This is a genomic window from Pseudomonas arvensis (assembly GCF_056688935.1).
Map to the genome: position 1 here is coordinate 2,570,756 of NZ_CP162038.1, position 20,276 is coordinate 2,591,031.

13 protein-coding genes and 1 pseudogene are annotated in these 20,276 nt (G+C 60.2%); 7 read left to right on the forward strand and 7 right to left on the reverse strand.

The window, feature by feature from the left end; genetic code table 11:
• Positions 1 to 86: 86 nt before the first annotated feature.
• Both AB3G88_RS11605 and AB3G88_RS11610 read left to right on the forward strand, forming a co-directional pair.
• Complete coding sequence (locus tag AB3G88_RS11605; RefSeq protein ID WP_158876175.1) at positions 87 to 2,342, forward strand: Orn/Lys/Arg family decarboxylase; 2,256 nt, start codon at positions 87 to 89, stop codon at positions 2,340 to 2,342.
• Between the two features lie 20 nt (positions 2,343 to 2,362).
• A pseudogene (locus AB3G88_RS11610) lies at positions 2,363 to 2,931 on the forward strand (GNAT family N-acetyltransferase).
• On the opposite strand, the gene AB3G88_RS11615 reads toward AB3G88_RS11610, so the two are convergent.
• Positions 2,928 to 3,821 carry a LysR substrate-binding domain-containing protein gene (locus AB3G88_RS11615; protein WP_480454090.1) on the reverse strand — a complete coding sequence of 298 codons (894 nt, stop codon included), beginning with the start codon at positions 3,819 to 3,821 and terminating at the stop codon, positions 2,928 to 2,930. The pseudogene AB3G88_RS11610 and the gene AB3G88_RS11615 overlap by 4 nt on opposite strands.
• A 181-nt stretch (positions 3,822 to 4,002) precedes the next feature.
• On the opposite strand from AB3G88_RS11615, the gene AB3G88_RS11620 reads away from it, so the two are divergent.
• Positions 4,003 to 4,338 carry a hypothetical protein gene (locus AB3G88_RS11620; protein ID WP_099582786.1) on the forward strand — a complete coding sequence of 112 codons (336 nt, stop codon included), beginning with the start codon at positions 4,003 to 4,005 and terminating at the stop codon, positions 4,336 to 4,338.
• 61 nt (positions 4,339 to 4,399) lie between these two features.
• Here the strand turns inward: AB3G88_RS11620 and AB3G88_RS11625 are convergent, their stop codons facing one another.
• Positions 4,400 to 4,636, reverse strand: coding sequence for a hypothetical protein (locus AB3G88_RS11625; RefSeq protein WP_099582787.1), 237 nt, complete (start codon positions 4,634 to 4,636; stop codon positions 4,400 to 4,402).
• 228 nt (positions 4,637 to 4,864) lie between these two features.
• Here AB3G88_RS11625 and AB3G88_RS11630 point away from each other — a divergent pair, with 228 nt between their 5' ends.
• Positions 4,865 to 5,422 carry an NADPH-dependent FMN reductase gene (locus AB3G88_RS11630; RefSeq protein WP_099582788.1) on the forward strand — a complete coding sequence of 186 codons (558 nt, stop codon included), beginning with the start codon at positions 4,865 to 4,867 and terminating at the stop codon, positions 5,420 to 5,422.
• A gap of 169 nt (positions 5,423 to 5,591) precedes the next feature.
• Here AB3G88_RS11630 and poxB read toward each other — a convergent pair whose 3' ends face one another.
• Both poxB and AB3G88_RS11640 read right to left on the reverse strand, forming a co-directional pair.
• Complete coding sequence (gene poxB / locus AB3G88_RS11635) at positions 5,592 to 7,316, reverse strand: ubiquinone-dependent pyruvate dehydrogenase (RefSeq protein ID WP_191947861.1); 1,725 nt, start codon at positions 7,314 to 7,316, stop codon at positions 5,592 to 5,594.
• A gap of 77 nt (positions 7,317 to 7,393) precedes the next feature.
• Positions 7,394 to 8,626, reverse strand: a complete 1,233-nt coding sequence (locus AB3G88_RS11640) for an NADH:flavin oxidoreductase/NADH oxidase family protein (protein WP_480454092.1) — start codon at positions 8,624 to 8,626, stop codon at positions 7,394 to 7,396.
• 71 nt (positions 8,627 to 8,697) lie between these two features.
• On the opposite strand from AB3G88_RS11640, the gene AB3G88_RS11645 reads away from it, so the two are divergent.
• The gene (locus tag AB3G88_RS11645; protein ID WP_099582791.1) at positions 8,698 to 9,102 is read left to right on the forward strand and encodes a MerR family transcriptional regulator; all 405 of its coding nucleotides are present in this window, start codon (positions 8,698 to 8,700) and stop codon (positions 9,100 to 9,102) included.
• A gap of 40 nt (positions 9,103 to 9,142) precedes the next feature.
• Here AB3G88_RS11645 and AB3G88_RS11650 read toward each other — a convergent pair whose 3' ends face one another.
• Both AB3G88_RS11650 and AB3G88_RS11655 read right to left on the reverse strand, forming a co-directional pair.
• Complete coding sequence (locus AB3G88_RS11650; protein WP_003235539.1) at positions 9,143 to 9,637, reverse strand: DUF934 domain-containing protein; 495 nt, start codon at positions 9,635 to 9,637, stop codon at positions 9,143 to 9,145.
• Positions 9,621 to 11,279: a nitrite/sulfite reductase gene (locus AB3G88_RS11655; protein WP_099582792.1), complete on the reverse strand. Its 1,659-nt coding sequence runs from the start codon at positions 11,277 to 11,279 to the stop codon at positions 9,621 to 9,623. The genes AB3G88_RS11650 and AB3G88_RS11655 overlap by 17 nt, the downstream gene beginning before the upstream one ends.
• Positions 11,280 to 11,701: 422 nt before the next feature.
• Between AB3G88_RS11655 and AB3G88_RS11660 the strand changes: the two genes are divergently transcribed.
• Entirely contained in the window at positions 11,702 to 12,769 is a 1,068-nt protein-coding gene (locus tag AB3G88_RS11660) for an ABC transporter substrate-binding protein (protein WP_480454094.1), read from the forward strand.
• Here the strand turns inward: AB3G88_RS11660 and AB3G88_RS11665 are convergent.
• Positions 12,766 to 12,981 (reverse strand): DUF2970 domain-containing protein, encoded by a 216-nt coding sequence (locus AB3G88_RS11665; RefSeq protein WP_191947864.1) that lies wholly within the window; start codon positions 12,979 to 12,981, stop codon positions 12,766 to 12,768. The genes AB3G88_RS11660 and AB3G88_RS11665 overlap by 4 nt on opposite strands.
• 327 nt (positions 12,982 to 13,308) lie before the next feature.
• Here AB3G88_RS11665 and AB3G88_RS11670 point away from each other — a divergent pair, with 327 nt between their 5' ends.
• Positions 13,309 to 20,268, forward strand: a complete 6,960-nt coding sequence (locus tag AB3G88_RS11670; RefSeq protein ID WP_480454096.1) for an NEL-type E3 ubiquitin ligase domain-containing protein — start codon at positions 13,309 to 13,311, stop codon at positions 20,266 to 20,268.
• The last annotated feature ends 8 nt before the right edge of the window (positions 20,269 to 20,276 follow it).

Genomic DNA, 20,276 nt, shown 5'->3' on the forward strand with positions numbered 1-20,276 from the left:
ATCTCCATAGCTCTCAAAATCTTCATTCGCGTCATCGCAGCCTAGCTTCTACCCTGAGTGCATAGCCCTCAGGACTCTACGCCCTCATGTACAAAGACCTGAAGTTCCCTGTTCTTATCGTGCACCGCGACATCAAGGCCGACACCGTTGCTGGCGACCGGGTCCGCGGCATTGCCCGGGAGCTGGAACAGGAGGGCTTCAGTGTTTTTTCCGCCGTGGACTACGCTGAAGGTCGGCTGGTGGCGTCTACCCATCACGGCCTGGCCTGCATGTTGATCGCCGCCGAGGGCGCTGGCGAAAATACCCACCTGCTGCAAAACATGGTCGAGCTGATTCGCCTGGCGCGGGTGCGGGCACCCAACCTGCCGATCTTTGCCCTGGGCGAGCAAGTCACCCTGGAAAACGCCCCGGCCGATGCCATGAGCGAACTCAACCAGCTGCGCGGTATTCTTTATCTGTTCGAAGACACCGTGCCATTCCTGGCCCGGCAAGTGGCCCGCGCCGCACGCACCTATCTAGATGGCCTGTTGCCGCCATTCTTCAAGGCGTTGGTACAACACACCGCCGACTCCAATTATTCCTGGCACACCCCCGGTCATGGCGGAGGCGTGGCGTATCGCAAAAGCCCAGTGGGGCAGGCGTTTCATCAGTTCTTCGGGGAAAACACCCTGCGTTCGGATTTGTCGGTTTCAGTGCCCGAACTGGGCTCGCTGCTGGACCACACCGGCCCGCTGGCCGAAGCCGAGGCTCGTGCTGCGCGCAACTTCGGCGCCGACCACACCTTCTTTGTGATCAATGGCACATCCACCGCCAACAAGATCGTCTGGCATTCCATGGTCGGCCGCGATGACCTGGTGCTGGTGGACCGCAACTGCCACAAATCCGTCCTGCACTCGATCATCATGACCGGCGCGATCCCGCTGTACCTGTGCCCGGAACGCAATGAACTGGGGATCATCGGCCCCATTCCCCTGAGCGAATTCAGCCCCGAGTCGATCCGCGCCAAGATCGACGCCAGCCCCCTGACCCGTGGGCGGCCCGCGAAAGTGAAGATGGCCGTGGTCACCAACTCCACCTATGACGGCCTGTGCTACAACGCCGAGCTGATCAAGCAGCAACTGGGCAACAGCGTCGAGGTGCTGCACTTTGACGAAGCCTGGTATGCCTACGCAGCGTTCCATGAGTTTTTCGCCGGGCGCTATGGCATGGGCACCTCGCGTACCCCGGACAGCCCGCTGGTGTTTACCACCCATTCCACCCACAAACTGCTGGCGGCCTTCAGCCAGGCCTCGATGATCCATGTCCAGGACGGCGGTGCGCGGCAGCTGGACCGCGACCGTTTCAACGAAGCGTTCATGATGCACATCTCCACATCGCCGCAATACAGCATCATCGCCTCGCTGGACGTAGCGTCGGCGATGATGGAAGGTCCGGCCGGGCGTTCGTTGCTCCAGGAAATGTTCGACGAAGCCCTGAGTTTTCGCCGCGCCCTGGCTAATCTGCGCCAGCATATCGCCGCCGAGGACTGGTGGTTCTCCATCTGGCAACCGCCGTCGGTGGCCGGCATCGACCGCGTCGCCACGGCGGATTGGCTGTTGCAGCCGCAGGATGAGTGGCATGGCTTTGGTGATGTGGCCGAAGACTATGTGTTGCTGGACCCGATCAAAGTCACGCTGGTGATGCCCGGCCTCAATGCAGGCGGTGCCTTGAGCGATTGCGGGATTCCCGCGGCGGTGGTCAGTAAATTCCTCTGGGAGCGCGGGCTGGTGGTAGAAAAGACCGGGCTATATTCCTTCCTGGTGCTGTTTTCCATGGGCATCACCAAAGGCAAATGGAGTACGTTGCTCACGGAGTTGCTGGAGTTCAAGCGCAGTTATGACGCGAATACCAGCCTGGCCAGTTGTTTGCCGTCAGTATTTGCCCAGGGCCCGGCGCGTTATCAGGGCCTGGGTTTGCGCGACCTGTGCGACCAACTGCACAGTTGCTACCGCAGCAACGCCACCGCCAAACACCTCAAGCGCATGTACACCGTATTACCGGACGTCGCGATGAAACCGGCGGACGCCTACGACCAATTGGTAAGAGGAGAAGTGGAGGCCGTGTCGATTGATGCCTTGCCAGGACGCGTCGCAGCCGTGATGCTGGTGCCTTATCCGCCCGGCATTCCGTTGATCATGCCCGGCGAGCGCTTTACCGAGTCAACCCGCTCGATCATCGACTACCTGGCATTTGCCCGGACGTTCGATAGCAGTTTCCCCGGTTTTGTTGCCGATGTTCACGGGTTACAACACGAAGATGACGGCAGTGGTCGTTGTTACACCGTAGATTGCATCAAGGGTTAAGGATGTTTATGCAAGCCGTAATGAACCCGAAGTACCCAGGGCTCAGTGTGCGAGTCGCCGACGAAGGCTTCGATGCCTACGTGTGGGGCAATGACTTCAGTTTCGAGGTCAGCGCCTATAGCGTGCCGGAGATGGGCAAGCGCGTCGATCAGTGGCCGCTGGAGCGCATCCTGCCGTACCGCAAATGTTATGGGATTGATCCTGAGGAGTTCGCCAGTTTCCGCGATGCGCCAGACAGCGCGATTTTCATGGCCTACCTGGACGATCGAGCGGTGGGGCATATCGTGGTCAGTACCAACTGGAATGGTTTTGCCCATGTGGATGAACTGGCGGTGGTCCTGCCGGCACGGCGGCACGGCGTGGCCAAGGCGTTGCTGGATGTGGCGCAGTTCTGGAGCCGCAAGAAAAACCTGCCGGGCATGATGCTCGAAACCCAAAACAACAACCTCGGCGCGTGCCGTCTTTATGAGCGCTGCGGTTATGTGATGGGGGGATCGACCACCTGCGTTATCGCGGCATCGACCCGCAAACGCGCGAAGTGGCGATTTTCTGGTATCGGTTGTTCAAGTCCGAAGTCGACAAGACTTAACCCAACAGCAGGCTTTCAGCCTTCTGCGTGACAATCTCCAGCAATGCATTCAAGGCTGCAGAAGCCATCCCATCCTTGAGGGTCAGCGCGTACAGATGGATCGTGATCGGCGGCGACACCGGGCATGCATCCAGCCCGGCCTCCCGTGCGCCGAACGCGGTGAACGGGTCGACAATCGCCAGGCCTTCTCCCGCTTCCACCATGCTGCGCATCATCTGGTAGGTCTGCACGCGGGTTTGCACCACCGGCAGTGGCCGAAGGGCTTGCAGCTTGGCGTCCAGCAGGCGGCTGAGTGGGTCTTGCCCCTCCAGCCCGATCATCGACTGCCCGGCCAGGTCCTGCAGCGCAATGTACTTTTGCTTGGGCTTGAGCCAACCGTGGGGTGCGAGTAGCTGCAGTTTGCCCTGGGCGAGCACGGTGCTGAGGATTTGCGGGTGTTCCGGGTCATGCAGGCTCAGGCCGACGTCGGCCTCGTGCAGCAACAGGCTCCTGACGATTTCTCGTGTGGGCTGGCTCGACAGGTTGCAGGGGGTGTCCTGGAAACGTCGGCGCAGCACCGCGATGCTGTGCGGCAACAGTTGATTGGCCAGGGGCGGGGTGCAGAGCGCTCGCAGGGGTGGGGCGTGATGGTGTTTCAGGCGGCTGGCCAGCCGTTGCACCGGCTCCAACGCTTCGTACACATGGGCGATTTCTGGCTGCAACGCCAGGGTTTCCCGCGTTGCCTGCAAGCGCCCGCGTACGCTGGCGAACAGCATAAAACCCAGTTGCTGCTCGGCTTCCTTGAGCGACGCCTCCACATCGCCCACGGGGAGCTGCAACCATTCGGCGGCCGTGCCGAGGTGTCCGGTCTGCAAGATGGCCTGAATCACTTCGAGATGACGTAAACGCATGGCCGGAGTCTATGTGCAGTGCCGTGGGGTTTCAATGGTACAAGTGGTCGTGCGTAAAAAAGACGGTGCAGGTCGCCTGTGCCACTGGCGTTCAATCACGACCTCACTAGAATGGCTTGTCTGATCATCAACGACCAAAGCCGGATACCGGCACTTACAACAAAAACAGGTCTGGTCTCAAATGCCTATTCCCTCGACGTTCTTCGGGGTAACGGCCAAGCAACTCCTGGTCCTGGTGACCGTAGGGTGCGCGGCGGCTTATCTCTTCAGCAATCACGACGACACACCGCAGAGCCTCGCGCTCGAAGCGTTTATCCGTGCCCAGGAACAGGTGGGCGAGCAGGTGGGGGCGGTGTTGGGGGTTACTCTGGTCAGGCAGGTGGAGGCATATCCCGCCTACAACACGTCAGGCTACACGCGCACGGTGTACGCCGTTGAAGGGGAGCGGGGGCACTTGCTGGTGACGCTCAAGCAGAGCGAGCAGGGTCTTGAGGTCACGGAAATCCGCAGCCCTTGATCACCCCGGCCCAGTCGATGCCATCAATGGCCAGGACTGAGCAGGTCATCAAGGCGAGATCTTATGACGCGAGGGTGGTTTGCGATTCGCGGACAATAATGATGCCCGACTGGATCAGTTTGAACTCATCGCCTTCCAGTTTTTCTACACGGTCGCCAATGGCCAGCTTGTAGGTCGTGGTGGGCGTCGAGCCAGCCAAGTCGGCTTGCGCCGGGTTGGATTCCTGGAACTCATGCACGGAATACACGCGGCCTTCCGCGTCTCTGGCATGGAACTGTCCGACAAGTACTGCTGCCATCTGTTTAGAACCTCTGGAGATAAACACTCGATTTACGGTTCTGTAGACCGCCATAAAGAGAGGTAGTTTGCCTACACAAAAAAAATACTATTCATTGAGATTTTCAGACACTTCCTACGCAGCAGCGTGCGACGCAAACGCCTGGAGGAATCTCAAAACCTTCTGGTGAACCCGTCGTGAAGTCTCTATAACTACAAGCTCCATTAGTCAGACATCGGGAAAACCTCCATGAGCAAGGTCTACACGATTGCCGTCCTGGTTGGCAGCTTGAGAAAACAGTCGATCAACCGCAAGGTCGCGTTGGCATTGGCCGAACTGGCTCCGGCCAATCTGAAGTTGAGCATTGTCGAAATCGGCGATCTGCCGCTCTACAACGAAGACATCGACGCTGATTCACCGCCGGCAGCCTACAGTACTTTCCGCAAACAGGTGAGTTCATCCGACGCGGTGCTGTTCGTGACACCGGAATACAACCGCTCGGTGCCGGCCCCATTGAAGAATGCGATTGACGTGGGTTCCCGCCCTTATGGACAAAGCGCCTGGAGCGGCAAACCGGGAGCGATCATCAGCGTGTCGCCGGGCGCCATTGGCGGCTTTGGCGCCAACCACCATCTGCGCCAGTCCCTGGTGTTCCTGGATGTGTGGTGCATGCAGCAGCCGGAAGCCTACCTGGGTGGGGCGGGCAGTGTGTTTGATGAGTCGGGCAAGGTGTCAGAAAAGACCAAGCCGTTTTTGCAGACCTTCATTGATGCCTACGCACAATGGGTAGAAAAACAGACCGCATAGGTATCTACACAAGTTCTACAGGATAATGCGAAGCGGCTGCCAAGTATCCCCGTCACCCGTAGCAGCTGCCGAGCGCAAGCGAGGCTGCGTTGGGCGCCCCGCAGATCGCGGGGTGTCAATACGTCCGCCACGCAGCCTCGCCAGGCAAGCCCCTCTTCACCTGTTCAGATCAGCGCAGCCAGTTGGTCCGCGCTAATTCGATCACCTCATCGCCACGCCCACTCATCACCGCCTTGAGCATATACAGGCTGAACCCCTTGGCCTGTTCCAGCTTGATGCTCGGCGGCATCACCAGTTCCTGAGTGGCGGTTACCACATCCACCAGCACCGGGCCATCGTGGGCCAGGGCGCGGCGCAGGGCGGGTTCCAGATCTGCGGATTGCTCCACGCGAATGCCGAGGATTCCCATGGCGTTGGACATCGCCGCGAAATCCGGATTCTTCAGCTCGGTGCCCGTGTCCAGATAACCCGCGGCCTTCATCTCCATGGCGACAAATCCCAGTGACGAGTTATCAAATACGATGACTTTGACCGGCAACTTCAGCTGCGCCAGCGAGATGAAATCCCCCATCAGCATGGCGAAACCGCCGTCGCCGGACATGGAAATCACTTGCCGACCCGCAAATGCGGCCTGCGCGCCAATCGCCTGGGGCATCGCGTTGGCCATGGAGCCATGGTTGAACGAGCCGATCAGGCGGCGCTTGCCGTTCATCTTCAGGTAGCGCGCCGCCCAGACCGTGGGCGAGCCGACATCGGCGGTAAAGATCGCGTCATCGTCGGCCAACTCACTGAGCAGTCGCGCAACGTATTGCGGGTGGATCGGTCGATTGGCCTTGGACGGTTGCGCAAGGTCGTCCAGCCCCTGACGGGCTTTTACGTAATGCTTCAACGAGGTTTCAAGGAAGCTGCGATCCGTCTTGCGGGTCAAGCGCGGCAGCAGGGCATCGATGGTTTCGCTGACATCCGCGGCGATACCCAGGTCCAAGGTGGCGCGACGGCCCAGTGCCTGCGGATTGCGGTCGACCTGGATGATTTTTGCGTCGGTGGGGTAGAACTGGCGATACGGGAAGTCGGTGCCGAGCATGATCAGCGTGTCGCAGTCGAGCATGGCGTGGTAACCGGAGCTGAAACCGATCAGGCCGGTCATGCCCACATCAAAGGGGTTATCCCATTCCACATGTTCCTTGCCGCGCAAGGCGTGTACCACCGGCGCGCCCAGCATGTCCGCCAGGGCCACCACTTGCGCATGGGCGCCGGCACAGCCGCTGCCACACAGCAGCGTGACCTTTTCACTGCGCGAGAGGATCTCGCTCAATTGCAGCAGATCGGCCTCTGCCGGCAAGGTGCGTGGCGCGTGCAGGGCCGGCCACGGCTTGAGGGTGTCTTCGACTTCCAGCAGCGACACATCCCCCGGAATCACCACCACCGCCACGCCGCGATTGAGGATCGCCGAGCGCATGGCGCGGTGCAGCACCTGGGGCATCTGCGCGGGGTTGGTGACCAGCTCGATGAAGTGGCTGCACTCCTTGAACAGTTCCTGGGGATGGGTCTCCTGGAAGTAGTTCAGGCCGATTTCCGAGGATGGAATCTGTGCGGCAATCGCCAGCACCGGCACATGGTTGCGATGGCAGTCGAACAGACCATTGATCAAGTGCAGATTACCCGGCCCGCAACTGCCGGCGCACACCGTCAACTCGCCGGTGGCGGCGGCCTCTGCACCGGCGGCAAAGGCCGCGACTTCTTCGTGGCGCACGTGCATCCACTCGATACTGTCCATGGTGCGCAGCGCATCGGTGAGACCGTTGAGGCTGTCGCCGGTCAGGCCCCAGATGCGCTTGATGCCCGCCTGTTCAAGTGTGGTCGCCAGTTGCTGGGCCAGGTTGATTTTCGCCATGAAGCACTCCAATCGTCAGTGAGGTTAAAAGCTGCTGATCAATAGGGGACAGTTCGATCACGGCGAATGCTCCTTCTTTAATGTGAAGATTGCGTCATGGCCGCACGGTATTGCCGTGTGCGGCGGGCGATAAACCATTGGTCACACGCCAGTGCCAACCAGGGCATCACCTTGGGGTTGGGCCGCCGACCACGGCTGAGGCGGCGCATCTGGTTGCGCACCACGGCGAGCGTGGCGAGCGAGGCCAGGGGCTTGCGCTTCCAGTCGATCGGCTTGAGTTGCGGGTTGAGGTCGCGACCTTCGCGCCAGTGTTTGATCAGTTGCGGTTCCAGCGTCAGGGCGGTGGCGATACCGGCCATGGCGATGCCGCTGTCCAGCACTTGCTGCACGATAGGCAGGCGGCGAATGCCCCCGGTGACCATCACGGGCATGCTGGCGACGCTGGCCATTTGGGCGGCAAATTCAAGGAAGTACGCTTCACGGGCGAGCGTGCGACCGTCCCGTGCTTCGCCTTGCATGGCGGGCGCTTCATAGCTGCCGCCGGACAGTTCCAGCAGGTCGATGGGCAATGGGTTGAGCATTTCCACCACTGCCCGCGCATCGGTTTCGTCAAAGCCGCCGCGCTGGAAATCCGCCGAATTGAGTTTGACCGCCACGCAAAACGACGGGCTGACGCTGGCGCGCACCGCGTGAATCACTTCCAGCAGCAGGCGCGCACGGTTTTCCAGCGAGCCGCCCCAGCGGTCAGTGCGGTGGTTGCTCAAGGGCGAGAGAAACTGACTCAGCAAATAGCCGTGGGCGCCGTGGATCTGCACGCCGGTAAAGCCGGCTTTCTCGGCCAGGCGTGCGCTGGTGGCGAAGCGCTGGATCACGTCCTGGATTTCGTCTTCGCTCATGGCTTTGGGCTTGGCGAACATCTTGGAAAAACTGCCCAGGTCGAGGGCAATGGCGGACGGCGCCAACGCTTGCTGGCCGAGATTGGCCATGGTCTGGCGCCCTGGATGGCTGAGCTGCACCCAGAAGTGCACGCCCTTGTTGCGCGCCACATCGGCCCATTCGCGAAAGCTGTCCAGGTGTTGCTCGTTTTCCAGGGCCACGCCGCCGGGGCCGGTCATGGCGTGGCGGTCGATCATCACATTGCCGGTCAACAGCAGGCCGGGTTCGCCGTCTGCCCAGGCCTTGTACAACTGCTTCAATTCGCGGGACGGCGCCTGGTTGATATCGGCCATGTTTTCTTCCATCGCCGCCTTGGCGATGCGGTTGGCGATGATTTGGCCGTTGGGCAGTTGCAAGGCTTCAAAAGGTGACATGCGTTGACTCCTGAGTGGGGGAGGCCTCAGGCTAAGCTTAAAGTTAACTTTAATGTCAAGCAGGCGTTGTGATGAATATTGGTGAGCTGGCAAAACAGAGCGGCCTGGCGGCTTCGCGCATCCGCTTTTACGAGAGTGAAGGCTTGATCAGTCAGGTGGGACGCCAAGCCAATGGCTATCGGCGCTATTCAGAAGACGCGTTGCAAACCTTGCAGTTGATCCAGAGCGCGCAACAGGCCGGGTTTACCTTGCAGGAACTCAAGGCGTTGATGCCCGCGCCGGGGGAGCACAAGCGCGACGAACTCATCCTGGCCTTAGAGAGCAAGGTGGCGCAGATCGAAGTGATGCAGGCGCAACTGGTCCACAGCAAAGCCCAGTTGCTGGGAGTGATTGAGGCCGTACGTGCGCAGCCGGAAGGCGTCCCATGCTCCATGGGACAGAAACAGGTGCTGGCGTCGATCAAACTCCAGCCATGAAAAAGCCCTGGCATGCCAGGGCTTTTTCATGTCCGCAAACTTACCGGCGACGAAACAGCGGCAGCGGCTCATCCGTTGCAGCCTGGTACGTCACCGAGAAGTCCTTGAGGCTTTCCAGCGCTTCGTACGGGTCTTTGTCTGCGCGCAGGGCGAAGGCATCGAACCCGCAACGGCGCAGGTAGAACAACTGGTCGCGCAGCACGTCGCCAATCGCCCGCAGTTCGCCCTTGTAACCGTAGCGGTCGCGCAGCAGGCGGGCGTTGGAGTAGTTGCGACCGTCGGTGAAGGCCGGGAAATTCAGCGCGATGACCTGGAAGTGTTCCACGTCGGCGCCGATCTCTTCGGCTTCTTCATCGGCGTCCAGCCACACACCCAGGCCGCCGTCGCGGGCCTTGAGGGCGTGGCCGTGTTCGCGCCACAGCGCCAACGGTACGATCAGGTCGTCGCAGTTGGAGATGCCGTCGAAGCTCGCGTCCTTGGGCAGCAGGTGCCAGGTTTCGTCGAGGACTTCGTTGTTCTTAATGATTCGCTGCATAGACGCGCTCCTTGAACAGGTCAATGCCGATGCGCTGGTAGGTGTCGATGAAACGCTCATCTTCGGTGCGCTGTTCGATGTACACATCGATCAGTTTGCCGATCACCTCGGGCATGGCTTCCTGGGCGAAGGACGGGCCGAGGATCTTGCCCAGGCTCGCATCGCGGCTGGCGCTGCCACCCAGGGACACTTGGTAGAATTCTTCGCCTTTCTTGTCCACGCCCAGGATGCCGATGTGGCCGACGTGGTGGTGACCACAGGCGTTCATGCAACCGGAAATGTTCAGGTCCAGCTCGCCGATGTCGAACAGGTAGTCCAGGTCGTCGAAACGGCGCTGGATCGATTCGGCAATCGGGATCGACTTGGCGTTGGCCAGGGAGCAGAAGTCGCCACCCGGGCAGCAGATGATGTCGGTCAAAAGGCCGATGTTCGGCGTGGCGAAACCGCCTTCGCGCAGCTCGCCCCACAGGGTGAACAGTTGGCTCTGCTCAACGTCCGCAAGGATGATGTTCTGCTCGTGAGAGGTACGCAGTTGGCCGAAGCTGTAGCGGTCAGCCAGGTCGGCGACGGCGTCCAGCTGCTTGTCGGTGATGTCGCCCGGTGCAACACCGGTCGGTTTCAGCGACAGGGTCACCGCCACATAGCCCGGCTTTTTGTGCGCCAGGGTGTTGCGGCCACGCCAGCGGGCAAAGCCTGGATGCTGGCGTTCCAGCTCGGCGATTTCGGCGTCCTGGTTGGCCAGGGCCTTGTACTCGGGATCGACGAAATGCTTGGCAACGCGATGCACTTCGGCTTCGGTCAGGGTGGTCTGGCCGCCGCGCAGGTGTTCCATCTCGGCGTCGACTTTCTGGGCGAACACCTCGGGGGTCAGCGCCTTGACCAGGATCTTGATCCGGGCCTTGTACTTGTTGTCACGACGGCCGTAGCGGTTGTAGACCCGCAGGATGGCGTCGAGGTAGCTCAACAGATCCTGCCACGGCAGGAACTCGTTGATGAATGCGCCCACCACCGGCGTACGGCCCAGGCCGCCACCGACCAGCACACGGAAGCCCAACTCGCCAGCGGCGTTGTACACCGGCTCCAGGCCGATGTCGTGGACTTCGATGGCTGCGCGGTCCGAGGTCGAGCCGTTGACGGCGATCTTGAACTTGCGCGGCAGGTAGGCGAATTCCGGGTGGAAGGTGGTCCATTGACGGATGATTTCACACCATGGGCGAGGGTCGATCAGTTCGTCGGCAGCAACGCCGGCGAATTGGTCGGTGGTCACGTTGCGCAGGCAGTTACCGCTGGTCTGAATGGCGTGCATCTGCACGGTGGCCAGTTCAGCCAGGATGTCCGGCACATCTTCCAGGGCCGGCCAGTTGAACTGCACGTTCTGGCGGGTACTGATGTGGGCATAGCCTTTGTCGAAGTCGCGGGCAATCCTGGCCATCATGCGCATCTGGCGCGAAGTCAGTTGGCCGTAGGGCACGGCCACCCGCAGCATCGGCGCAAAGCGCTGAACATAAAGGCCATTTTGCAGGCGCAGAGGGCGGAACTCTTCTTCGCTCAGTTCACCTGCTAAGTAGCGTCGGGTCTGATCACGGAACTGCTTGACGCGGTCCTCGATGATGCGCTGATCGTATTCGTCGTATACGTACATATAGGTCCTGTTCTCGGCAAATCTGCGCGCACGGCCGCGCACTCCCAACGGAGCCGGCGCACGATACCAGTTTGCGTTTATGCGCAAAAGTGATGTTTGGGTATATGGAAATAACCAAAATGACTAATGAGAACGGTTATCGGGATATCCACATTTGTCATGCGGGCAATCGTCGACTTTACTGTGAGCGAGTCTTAGTGCAATCACCTATAAAACCGACAAGAGGCGATGCGATGAGCAATCCGACAAAAGCCCGTAAACCCGACAGTACCGTGGATGCCTGGGCCATTCTGTTCTTGATCATTCTGGTGGTGGGAACCGCCGTTTTCTGGGTCAGCCACCAATAAAGGACGTTGATTGAGCCTCGATTGGTTTAGGCATTGCCACTATCATGGCGGCCTAATTTCGAGGCTCAAGCGTCCATGTTGAAGGTGTTGATTACGTGTGTCTGGTTGCTGGGATCGACGTACGGGGCGATGGCCCATGCCACGTCGGTGGTGTTTCTCAATCCGGGCATGTCGACCGAAACCTTCTGGGTCAGCTACACGCAATTCATGCAGGCCGCCGCCAAGGACCTCGGCCTGGATTTGCGTGTGCGTTATGGCGAGCGCGATGTCGCCAACACGCTGCTCCAGGCGCGTGAGGTGCTGCAAGGCAGCCAGCGTCCGGATTACCTGGTGCTGGTCAATGAGCAGTACGTCGCCCCGCAGATCCTGCGCATGGCCGAGGGCAGTGGCGTCAAGCTGCTGATGGTGAACAGCGCACTGACCGTCGATCAAGAGCAACTGTTGGGCACCCGCAGTGGTATCCGTTTGATCGGCAGCCTGGTCGCTGACGATGAAGAGGCGGGCTACCTGATGCTGCGTGATCTGTTGCGCCAGCACGGGCCGGTTGCGCCGGGCCAATCCCTCGACCTGTTGGCCTTTTCCGGCGCCAAGACCACCCCGGGAGCGCAGTTGCGCGAGCGGGGCCTGCGTCGAGCACTGGCCGAGCATCCCGAGGCGCGCCTGCGCCAGTTGGTCTACGGCGAGTGGAACCGCGAGCGCGCCTTCGAGCAAGCGACGCAACTGTTCAAGCGCTACCCGCAGACGGCGCTGGTGTGGTCGGCCAACGATCAGATGGCCCTGGGCGCCATGCAGGCGTTGCAGGCCAGTGGGCGGTTACCGGGTAAGGACGTGCTGTTCAGCGCGGTCAACAGTTCACCCGAGATCCTGCAGGCGCGCCTGGACGGTCGCTTGTCGAGCCTGGTCGCCGGGCATTTCACCGTAGGCGGGTGGGCCATGGTGCTGATCAATGATGATGCCAAGGGCGTGGATATCAGCGCCCACGGTGGGCGCGACCGCCAGTTGGCGTTGTTCCAGTTGATCGACATTCCCCAGGCGCGGCGCTTGTTGGGGCACACGGCACCGGTGAATTTTCGTGCGCTGTCCGCCCAGGGCAAGCCAGCATCCTACCTTTACCCGTTCAGCCTGCAGTTGCTGCTGCGCTAGGCACCGGCCAGGTGCAGCACCAGCTTGACGATGCCAAACAAGGTCAGCGCAAACACGGCTGTGAACACAATCCCCAGGACCACGAAGTGGCTGGGTTTGCCGTGGGTGAAGTCGCGCGCGCGGTTCTTGCCGCTTTGCACGCCAATGGCCGCAGCCATGACGCTCTGCAGCATCTGCCATAAGGTCGGCGGTTTATTGTCCGGGGTGTCCATGAAGCCTCCGCAGGTCGGGTGGTATCGGCGCGGTGCCACCCACAGGATAGTTCAGGAAACGTCATAGCTAAGTACTTCGGATGCGCCCGCGCGCGGTGATCAACTGGTCTCTTCATTATCAGGAGAGTCAGTATGTCGGTAGTTCCCCAGACAAACGTGCCTGCACGGGCGGCAGGCGCATCCGCGAGCATTCATGCCAAGTCATTGATAGCGGCTGTCCCACCGTGGCTGATCGATGCCACACCGCAGCGTCGTGAGGCACTCAGTAAAGCCGATACAACGCTGGCGCAGGCGTATTGGCGCGCAACCCCACAGCGGCGTCAGCGAGTGCACGATTGCGTACTTGAGAGCTTCACCGAACAAACGGTGCTGGATAAGACGATGTCAGCCTTGCAGGACATCGAGACGTTCGGCCGACCGTTACTGGTAAAGGCACTCAAGGATCAGTACGGCGTTGAGCTTGCCGGCGGGCTGTCCACCTGGATAAGTCTCAGAAAGTCGCTGCAAGTGAGCTATCTGAATATAGAAGCGCGTACCTATGATTATTTGAAGCTTGAGCTGTTTCAGGTCGCGCTCCACAACTTCGAGGCGAGCGAGTGTGAAGAGGGTTTTTTTCATTCGTCCTCCGGCTTCAGATGGCAAACAGGATCGCTTTCTGAGCCGCTGTTACCGGTGCGCCTGGGGGGGCTGAAAGTCCATCAATTTCTGACACTGTGCCGGCAGTTGAATATTGGCGGGCAGTATCAGGCCTATCTCAAGCGGTTTTTTCACCCCGCCGAGGCTTCTGTCGAGGCCACCTTAAGGTTGCAATTCGCCCTCAGCCAAAAGGCCGCGATGCGGGCCGCCGCCGAATTGGCTTTGTTGCAGCAGGATATCGACGACGATGTCTACGCCATGCTGCTTCGCGTCATTGAAGGCGAGCGCTCACCCCGTATCGGGGCGCAAACCGTGCTGGTTCGCGACGTTGGCCTGATGAATCTGCGAATCACCGGCTGCGTGATGTTTCAGGTCATGGCGGGTGAGAAGGTTGATTACCCCATTCTCTACATACCCCATGACCCGTACCACCCGCTGAAGCGCTATCGCGATTACGGCCACATGCTCGCGACGTTGAGCGACCGGTTTATCACGCCAGGCGCCCCCACACAGCGGGTGACAGGCCCCACGGCTTACCAGCGTTTTTTCAGTCAGTTCGTGAGCCATGCCGATTGGCCGCGTTACTTCAGTGAGTTCACGCAGGATGCCGCAGACGCGACTTTTCGCGAGAAAATCGGTTCCACGTTTCCCGGCATAGGCGATATGTATGAGTTGGTCAGTCGCATGACGCCTTTTCGACTCAAAAATTTCCCACCCTTGCCTCGATCTCCCCAGGTGCCAAACCCGGCGCCCTATCTGGCGCCCGCAGCCCTGGTGTTCAAGGACAGTCCGGCGGGCGCTGACGCCATTGATCTTTGGACGTATCTCTACAATCAAAACCGAGACAAGGTTGTGTCGGACGCCGCCAGTTATGCCGTCCCCACCGCGGACGTCGATGCCAGGGTGCGTCAGCGAAAACTGGCGATGTTTCTCAATGTGGGGGTGTTCGTACTGGGTTTCGTTGCCGGGTTCGTGCCTGTGTTGGGTGCAATCATGCTGGGGGTCATGGTCGCACAGCTGTTGTACGAGACATTTGAGGCGGTGTCAGAGTGGAGTGAAGGCGATCGCAAAGCGGCCAAGGTGCACCTGATCGACCTGGCAGAAAACCTCGCCTTGATCGGGGTGACCGCCGGCGTGGGTAAAGCCCTGAGCAGACCAAGGGTCGAACCGGTCATTGAAGGCACGGTAAGGGTCAGCCTGCCTGACGGTAAGGCGCGTCTGTGGAAGCCTGACCTGGCACCCTACAGGAGCGACGTGGTGTTTGATTCAGCAGTCCGGCCTGATGCGACGGGTCAGTACATGCGTGGAGGCAAGACTTACATCCGTATTGATGGATCATTCTACGAAACAAGCTTTGACGCCGATCTGCGCAAATGGCGAATCAGACATCCGCACGACGACATGGCTTACCAGCCAATCCTTGAGCATAACGGCGAAGGTGCCTGGCGACATATTCATGAGTATCCGCTGTCGTGGGAGCGCCTGAAGCTGCTGCGTCGCCTGGGGCATTGCGCGGAGGGTTTTTCTGATGAAACCCTGAGCGCCGTGGGTGAAATAAGCGGTGTCAGCGACGACCAGTTGCGAAAAGTGCACATGGACGGCTTGCCTGTGCCGGCGGTGCTGGCCGATACCCTGGAGGATTTCAAGGTCGACCAGCAGGTTGATGAGCTGATCGGCCAGATTCGTCGAGGAACACCGAGGGACGCTGGCTATGAGTACGCGTTGGGTCTCGTGGTCGAAATGCCAGGCTGGCCGCAGGCAAAGGTATTGGAGGTGTTTGCAGGTTCTGAACCCGTGGGGCACCCGCGTGTCGATGTCGGCAAGACGCCCATCGAGCAACTGGTGGGTAGCACTGGCCCGCTAGGCGAGGACGCGGCTAACTGCGCGTTGGGCCAATTGGGCAGCCGTTTCGAACCGGTTACCCCGCTGATCGATGAGTGGTCTGGTGCCCCCTTGAAAGAGCCACTTCAGGTCCAGGAAACGACGATTTTCAGCGGGCGCTCCGTGCGCCATGGTCGGGCTCTTGCTCCGGGCGCTAACCAGGCCACTCTCAAAATCAGTATTGACGATGTATTCCAAGGCAAGCTCGCATCGACTGTCTTGTCTGGCCTGAGCGAAGACGAAACCGCCCAGCTGTTGGGCAGCGAGTCAACCTGGGGTGGGGCCACCAGAACGCAGGTCTTCAATGAGAGGCTTGCAGACGTGGCGCTGCAAAGACAGCAGGCCTTGTTCAGCGCTCTGTTGCGCGCAAGAAACCCGCACCACGCCGCCCCCGGTTCGCTGCACCGGCGGTTCCCCACGTTGTCAAGACGAGCGCACGCGCAACTGCTCGACCTGGATACCGGCAACGCCGCAGAGCGCCTTGATCTCGCCGCGCGTATCGCTGTGCAACAGGGGCGCCTTGGACGGGCACTCAGCGGGCTGCATCGGGACAGGCTAGCCGGCGTCGACAGCGACTGGCTGGCCCTGCATACCCTTGCGCGCCTGCCAGGGTGGCCGGAGGGGCTGCGCCTGGAAATACGCGAAGGCCATATCAACGGACCATTGAAGGCCGGCATAGGCGAAGAAAGCGCGGCAATGCGCAGATACCTGATCAAGATCGACGAGCGTTTTCAAGCCGTTGACGCGGCCGGCAATGCGCTGAATGAATTGCCCCCCCATGGTCGTAACTTCTATGCGTCAATCATGCATGCCTTGCCGGACGAAACCCGTCAAGCGCTGGCGCTGCCGTCGACCAGCCAGGGCGCCGATTTACAACAGGCGTTGGCCGCGTATGCCAGATCGCACCGAGACGTTGTGGCCAATCAAGTGTTCAAGCTGCGCATCCCGAGGTCAAAGCCCTCATGGCGTCTGCCGAGCGGGCGTTTGGGCTATGAGTTGTCGGGCAGGAGCAAGGCTTTTTTCCTGAGTGAACAGTTGATTCGTCAGTTACGCAGTGTCTATCCGAATATCCCTGAAGAGGAGGCTGAGGCATTTTTGTGGTCTCGAAGGCGCGACGGTGAAAGCGATGCGCAGGTTTCGCAGATGCTTTCCTCGCGTCAACGCGAACTGGCGGCATTACAGCTCAGGCTCGCGCAATGGGCCGGGCAGGATGGTTATCGCTCACGTGTTGCCAACGATGTGATCGGCTGTTGGCGCCAGGGCCTGGACCGGGATCGCGCGCCCAGTGCGGTTCTGAACATTCGCGGGGCGCAGCCGCTGCCGACGCTGGAGGCAGACTTTTCCCATGTGCGTACAGTGTCGTTATCAGGCGCCAGATTGCTTGCCGAGGGGAGCGAGGCCTTGCACCGGTTGTTACCCCGTTTACAGCGTCTTGAACTCTACGTTAACCCCATGGACCTGGACGCGGTGGCCGCTCGGTTGCCAAGCCTGCCCGGTATTACCGAACTGTTGATTCAAGGGCCTTCACTCGCGTATTCCAGTGAGGCGTTGCAGGCTATCAACCGAATGGCGGGGCTGGAGCAGCTGGTTCTCGGGGGGGCTCTTCAAACGCTGGACGTCAGCGAGTTGACATCATTGCGTCGCTTGACCGTGTCGGGGGCCCTGGGGGCTTGGCCGCGTGGCGTCACTGCGCTTGAGCACCTTGAGTCCCTCGATCTCTCGGGTACCCGATTGCATTCGGTGCCGCCTGAGATGTTCAGCGGGCATGAGCGCGTGTGGCGCGGTTTGCAGATGAATTGGGCAGGGTTTGAATCCCAGGACTTCAAGGCGGTGTTTGATCACTTGCAGGGCAACCCCGCCCATCTGATGGATGAGGCCCGGCTGGTGCGGGACTATTGCGAGGGGGTGCTGAGAGGCCTCTGGAACGGTGATCCGGTTTTTGTTTCGAGTGCCATGGCCGAATTCAGCGAGCAGGGGTTGTCGCCGCCGATGCGTGTGGCGCGTGTGAACACGGTCCGTGAAGAATATCAGCGACTGGCCGCAGAGCTTGAACAATGGCGGCAGCAAGATGCGTCCCGGGATATGGCCGCCGAAAAGCTGCTGGAGTGTTGGCGTGCGGGTTTAGCGCAGCGTTTTATCACCCCTGGTCAGCCCGGCCATTTCGAGGGCGATGCGCCGGCAGGCTCGCGGCTCGATCTGTCAGGAGATCGGCTGGGTGGTTTGCCGCCGTTGCCGACGGCCGGTTTTGCCCATGTTCGCGACCTGAACTTGAGCGGTGCAGGTGTCCCCATCGAAGCCATCAACCCGTGGCTCGACCATTTTACCGGGCTCCAGGCCGTCAGCCTTGCAGGGAATAACCTGACGGAACTGCCGTCGACACTCACTCGATTTGAAACCCTCAGGCAGTTGGACCTTTCGCGCAACAGGTTGGTCATTACTGCGCCCACACAAGCCCGGTTGAACACGTTCGCGCAGCTTTCATCCTTGCAATTGCAGTACAACCCAATCGGCAGTCTGGATGCGCGCAGTCTCGAACAACTGCGTAGCCTGGACCTGAGTCACAGTGCAATTAACGCCTGGCCGCAAGGCTGGCAACACCTGGAACGTCTGGACCTGAGCCACAGTGCGGTGACCGCTATCCCCGAGGCGGCCTTGCAGGGGCATGATCCCTTGCTGCTCGGCACCAGCCTGCGGGGCTGCCGCCTTACCACTCAAGCACGTGCGCAAGCGCGGTTGTTTGCGCGACGCTACACCCAGGATCACTCAATGGACACGTTGGAAAACCCATTGGGCATACCCCACGACCTGCTGTTTCAGGGATTGACCGGAGGCGACCCTGAGTATTTCCCGGATGACCTTCACCAGCGTCCCGAGTGGCTCACTGCGCTGCCCGGTATCTCAGACCCCGCGCGTGTCAGGCCAACCCCAGCGGAGCGGCTGCAACGTCTGAACCCTTCGCTGGACGACGCCCAGGCGCAGGCATGGATGGATGAGTTGGGTGTCAGCGGTCACGACGCGTTTAAGGTCGAGGCCAAATTGGTCGAGTGGGAGAGGCAATACGACGAGTGGGTATCGCTGTTGAATCAGTGGATCGGTGCTGAGGATTATCAGAGTGAAAGCGGGATCAGTGCGCTGGATCGGCGCAGGGCGGCGGATCGATTGCTGCAGGGTTGGCGTTTCACATTGCGGGCAGAACCCTCGGCGTTTGTGCCAGAGAGCGCTCAACAATTGAACTTGTCGGGCCTGACGTTGGGGGATCTACCTGCCGTGCCGGCATATTTCGCGCATGTAAACGAGCTTGACCTGAGCGGCGTCGCCCTGACGGCAGAGGGCTCCAGCGGGTTTCTGCGCAGTTTCGCCCATGTAAAAAACTTGACGCTCAGTCATAACGCGCTGCCCGTCTTGCCGAACGTGCTCAACGAATTTCATTCGTTAAGCCGGCTGGACTTCAGCGGTAACCGACTGCGTAACTCGATCGTATTACAGCCGCTCCTGGGCAATATGCCTGAACTGGCATGGTTGGACCTGAGCGGCAATATCCTTAGACGGGTGGATGCCACGGGCTTGAACAGGCTTGAAACACTGAACCTGCAGCACAACCTCCTGGAGGATTGGCCGAGCGCTGTGCTTGAGCTGCCACGGCTGCGTCAGATGGACCTGGGCAACAACTGGATCGAGACTATCCCTGCCGCCGCCCTGGAGCCGCGGCATCAACAATTGATGGCCGGCACCACGCTCTCGGGAAATGAGCTTGGGCTGCATGAGCTTGAAGATTTACGCACCTATCTGCTCCAGACCGGCAATGGCCTGGGGTATTCCGCCCAGGAGCTGGAAGGCCTTATCAACCCCTCTCGCTCGACCAGTGAAGCCGAGTTTTCCGGGGCGGAGCACGTCTTTCAAAATCACCCGGACATTGAGCCTGTGCACGTCCAGAAAAACCGTTGGTTTGCCACGCTGGAGGCTGACTCCCCCAGGCATGCCGCGTGGGATGTACTCGTGGCTGAAGAGGGCAGCGCGGACTTTTTCTTTGTGCTTTCCCGGTTGGCGGACACCGTAGACTTTCTTCAGTTTCCTGCCGAGTTGAGGCGGCGAGTATGGGCGGTGCTGGACGCGATGGGCGATAGTCTGCAACTGAGGCGGTACATATTCGCCAGGGCGACGGCCCTTATACCGGGTGCTACGTGCGGTGACGGTCGAATCCTGATTTTCAACGAGCTTGAAACGAGCGTCCTGGAGTTCGATGCGCTTAGAGAGTCTGAGCTGGCGCAAGACGGCGCTGCGCTGTTGGCACTGGCCAGGAGCATGATCCGTCTGGAGGCGGTGGAGGACATTGCCCGGGCCGCTATCGAGCGCAGCCCCCATATCGATCCCGCCGAAGTACGGCTGGCTTACCGTATCGGCCTTGCCGAGCGTCTACAGTTGCCCACGCAACCCTCGGGCATGTTGTATGCCGACCTGGCACAGGTCAGCCAGGCCGATATCGACGATGCCTACGTTGAAGTCCTGGCGCGTGAACGCGAACCAGATTTCGATGAAAAACTGATCACCCGTGAATATTGGCTTAATTACTTGAAAAACAAATACGCCGACGAGTTCTCGGCGCTGGCCCACGCGCTCGATAAGCAGATTGATGCACTTGAGGAGCGTTTTCCGGAGGTAGGCCCCGCGTATTTGAAGGAGTACGCAGAACTGGGTGCCAGGCGCAGCGAGCAACAAACCGCGCTGGCTATCCGGCTGACGCGGCAGGAGCGAGAGCGACTCCAGCGTTAGGGGCGGGC

Bases quoted from the DNA above. Each gene is read 5' to 3' on its own strand.
- AB3G88_RS11605 (WP_158876175.1), top strand. From the start codon at position 87: ATGTACAAAGACCTGAAGTTCCCTGTTCTTATCGTGCACCGCGACATC.
- AB3G88_RS11615 (WP_480454090.1), bottom strand. From the start codon at position 3,821: ATGCGTTTACGTCATCTCGAAGTGATTCAGGCCATCTTGCAGACCGGA.
- AB3G88_RS11620 (WP_099582786.1), top strand. From the start codon at position 4,003: ATGCCTATTCCCTCGACGTTCTTCGGGGTAACGGCCAAGCAACTCCTG.
- AB3G88_RS11625 (WP_099582787.1), bottom strand. From the start codon at position 4,636: ATGGCAGCAGTACTTGTCGGACAGTTCCATGCCAGAGACGCGGAAGGC.
- AB3G88_RS11630 (WP_099582788.1), top strand. From the start codon at position 4,865: ATGAGCAAGGTCTACACGATTGCCGTCCTGGTTGGCAGCTTGAGAAAA.
- poxB (WP_191947861.1), bottom strand. From the start codon at position 7,316: ATGGCGAAAATCAACCTGGCCCAGCAACTGGCGACCACACTTGAACAG.
- AB3G88_RS11640 (WP_480454092.1), bottom strand. From the start codon at position 8,626: ATGTCACCTTTTGAAGCCTTGCAACTGCCCAACGGCCAAATCATCGCC.
- AB3G88_RS11645 (WP_099582791.1), top strand. From the start codon at position 8,698: ATGAATATTGGTGAGCTGGCAAAACAGAGCGGCCTGGCGGCTTCGCGC.
- AB3G88_RS11650 (WP_003235539.1), bottom strand. From the start codon at position 9,637: ATGCAGCGAATCATTAAGAACAACGAAGTCCTCGACGAAACCTGGCAC.
- AB3G88_RS11655 (WP_099582792.1), bottom strand. From the start codon at position 11,279: ATGTACGTATACGACGAATACGATCAGCGCATCATCGAGGACCGCGTC.
- AB3G88_RS11660 (WP_480454094.1), top strand. From the start codon at position 11,702: ATGTTGAAGGTGTTGATTACGTGTGTCTGGTTGCTGGGATCGACGTAC.
- AB3G88_RS11665 (WP_191947864.1), bottom strand. From the start codon at position 12,981: ATGGACACCCCGGACAATAAACCGCCGACCTTATGGCAGATGCTGCAG.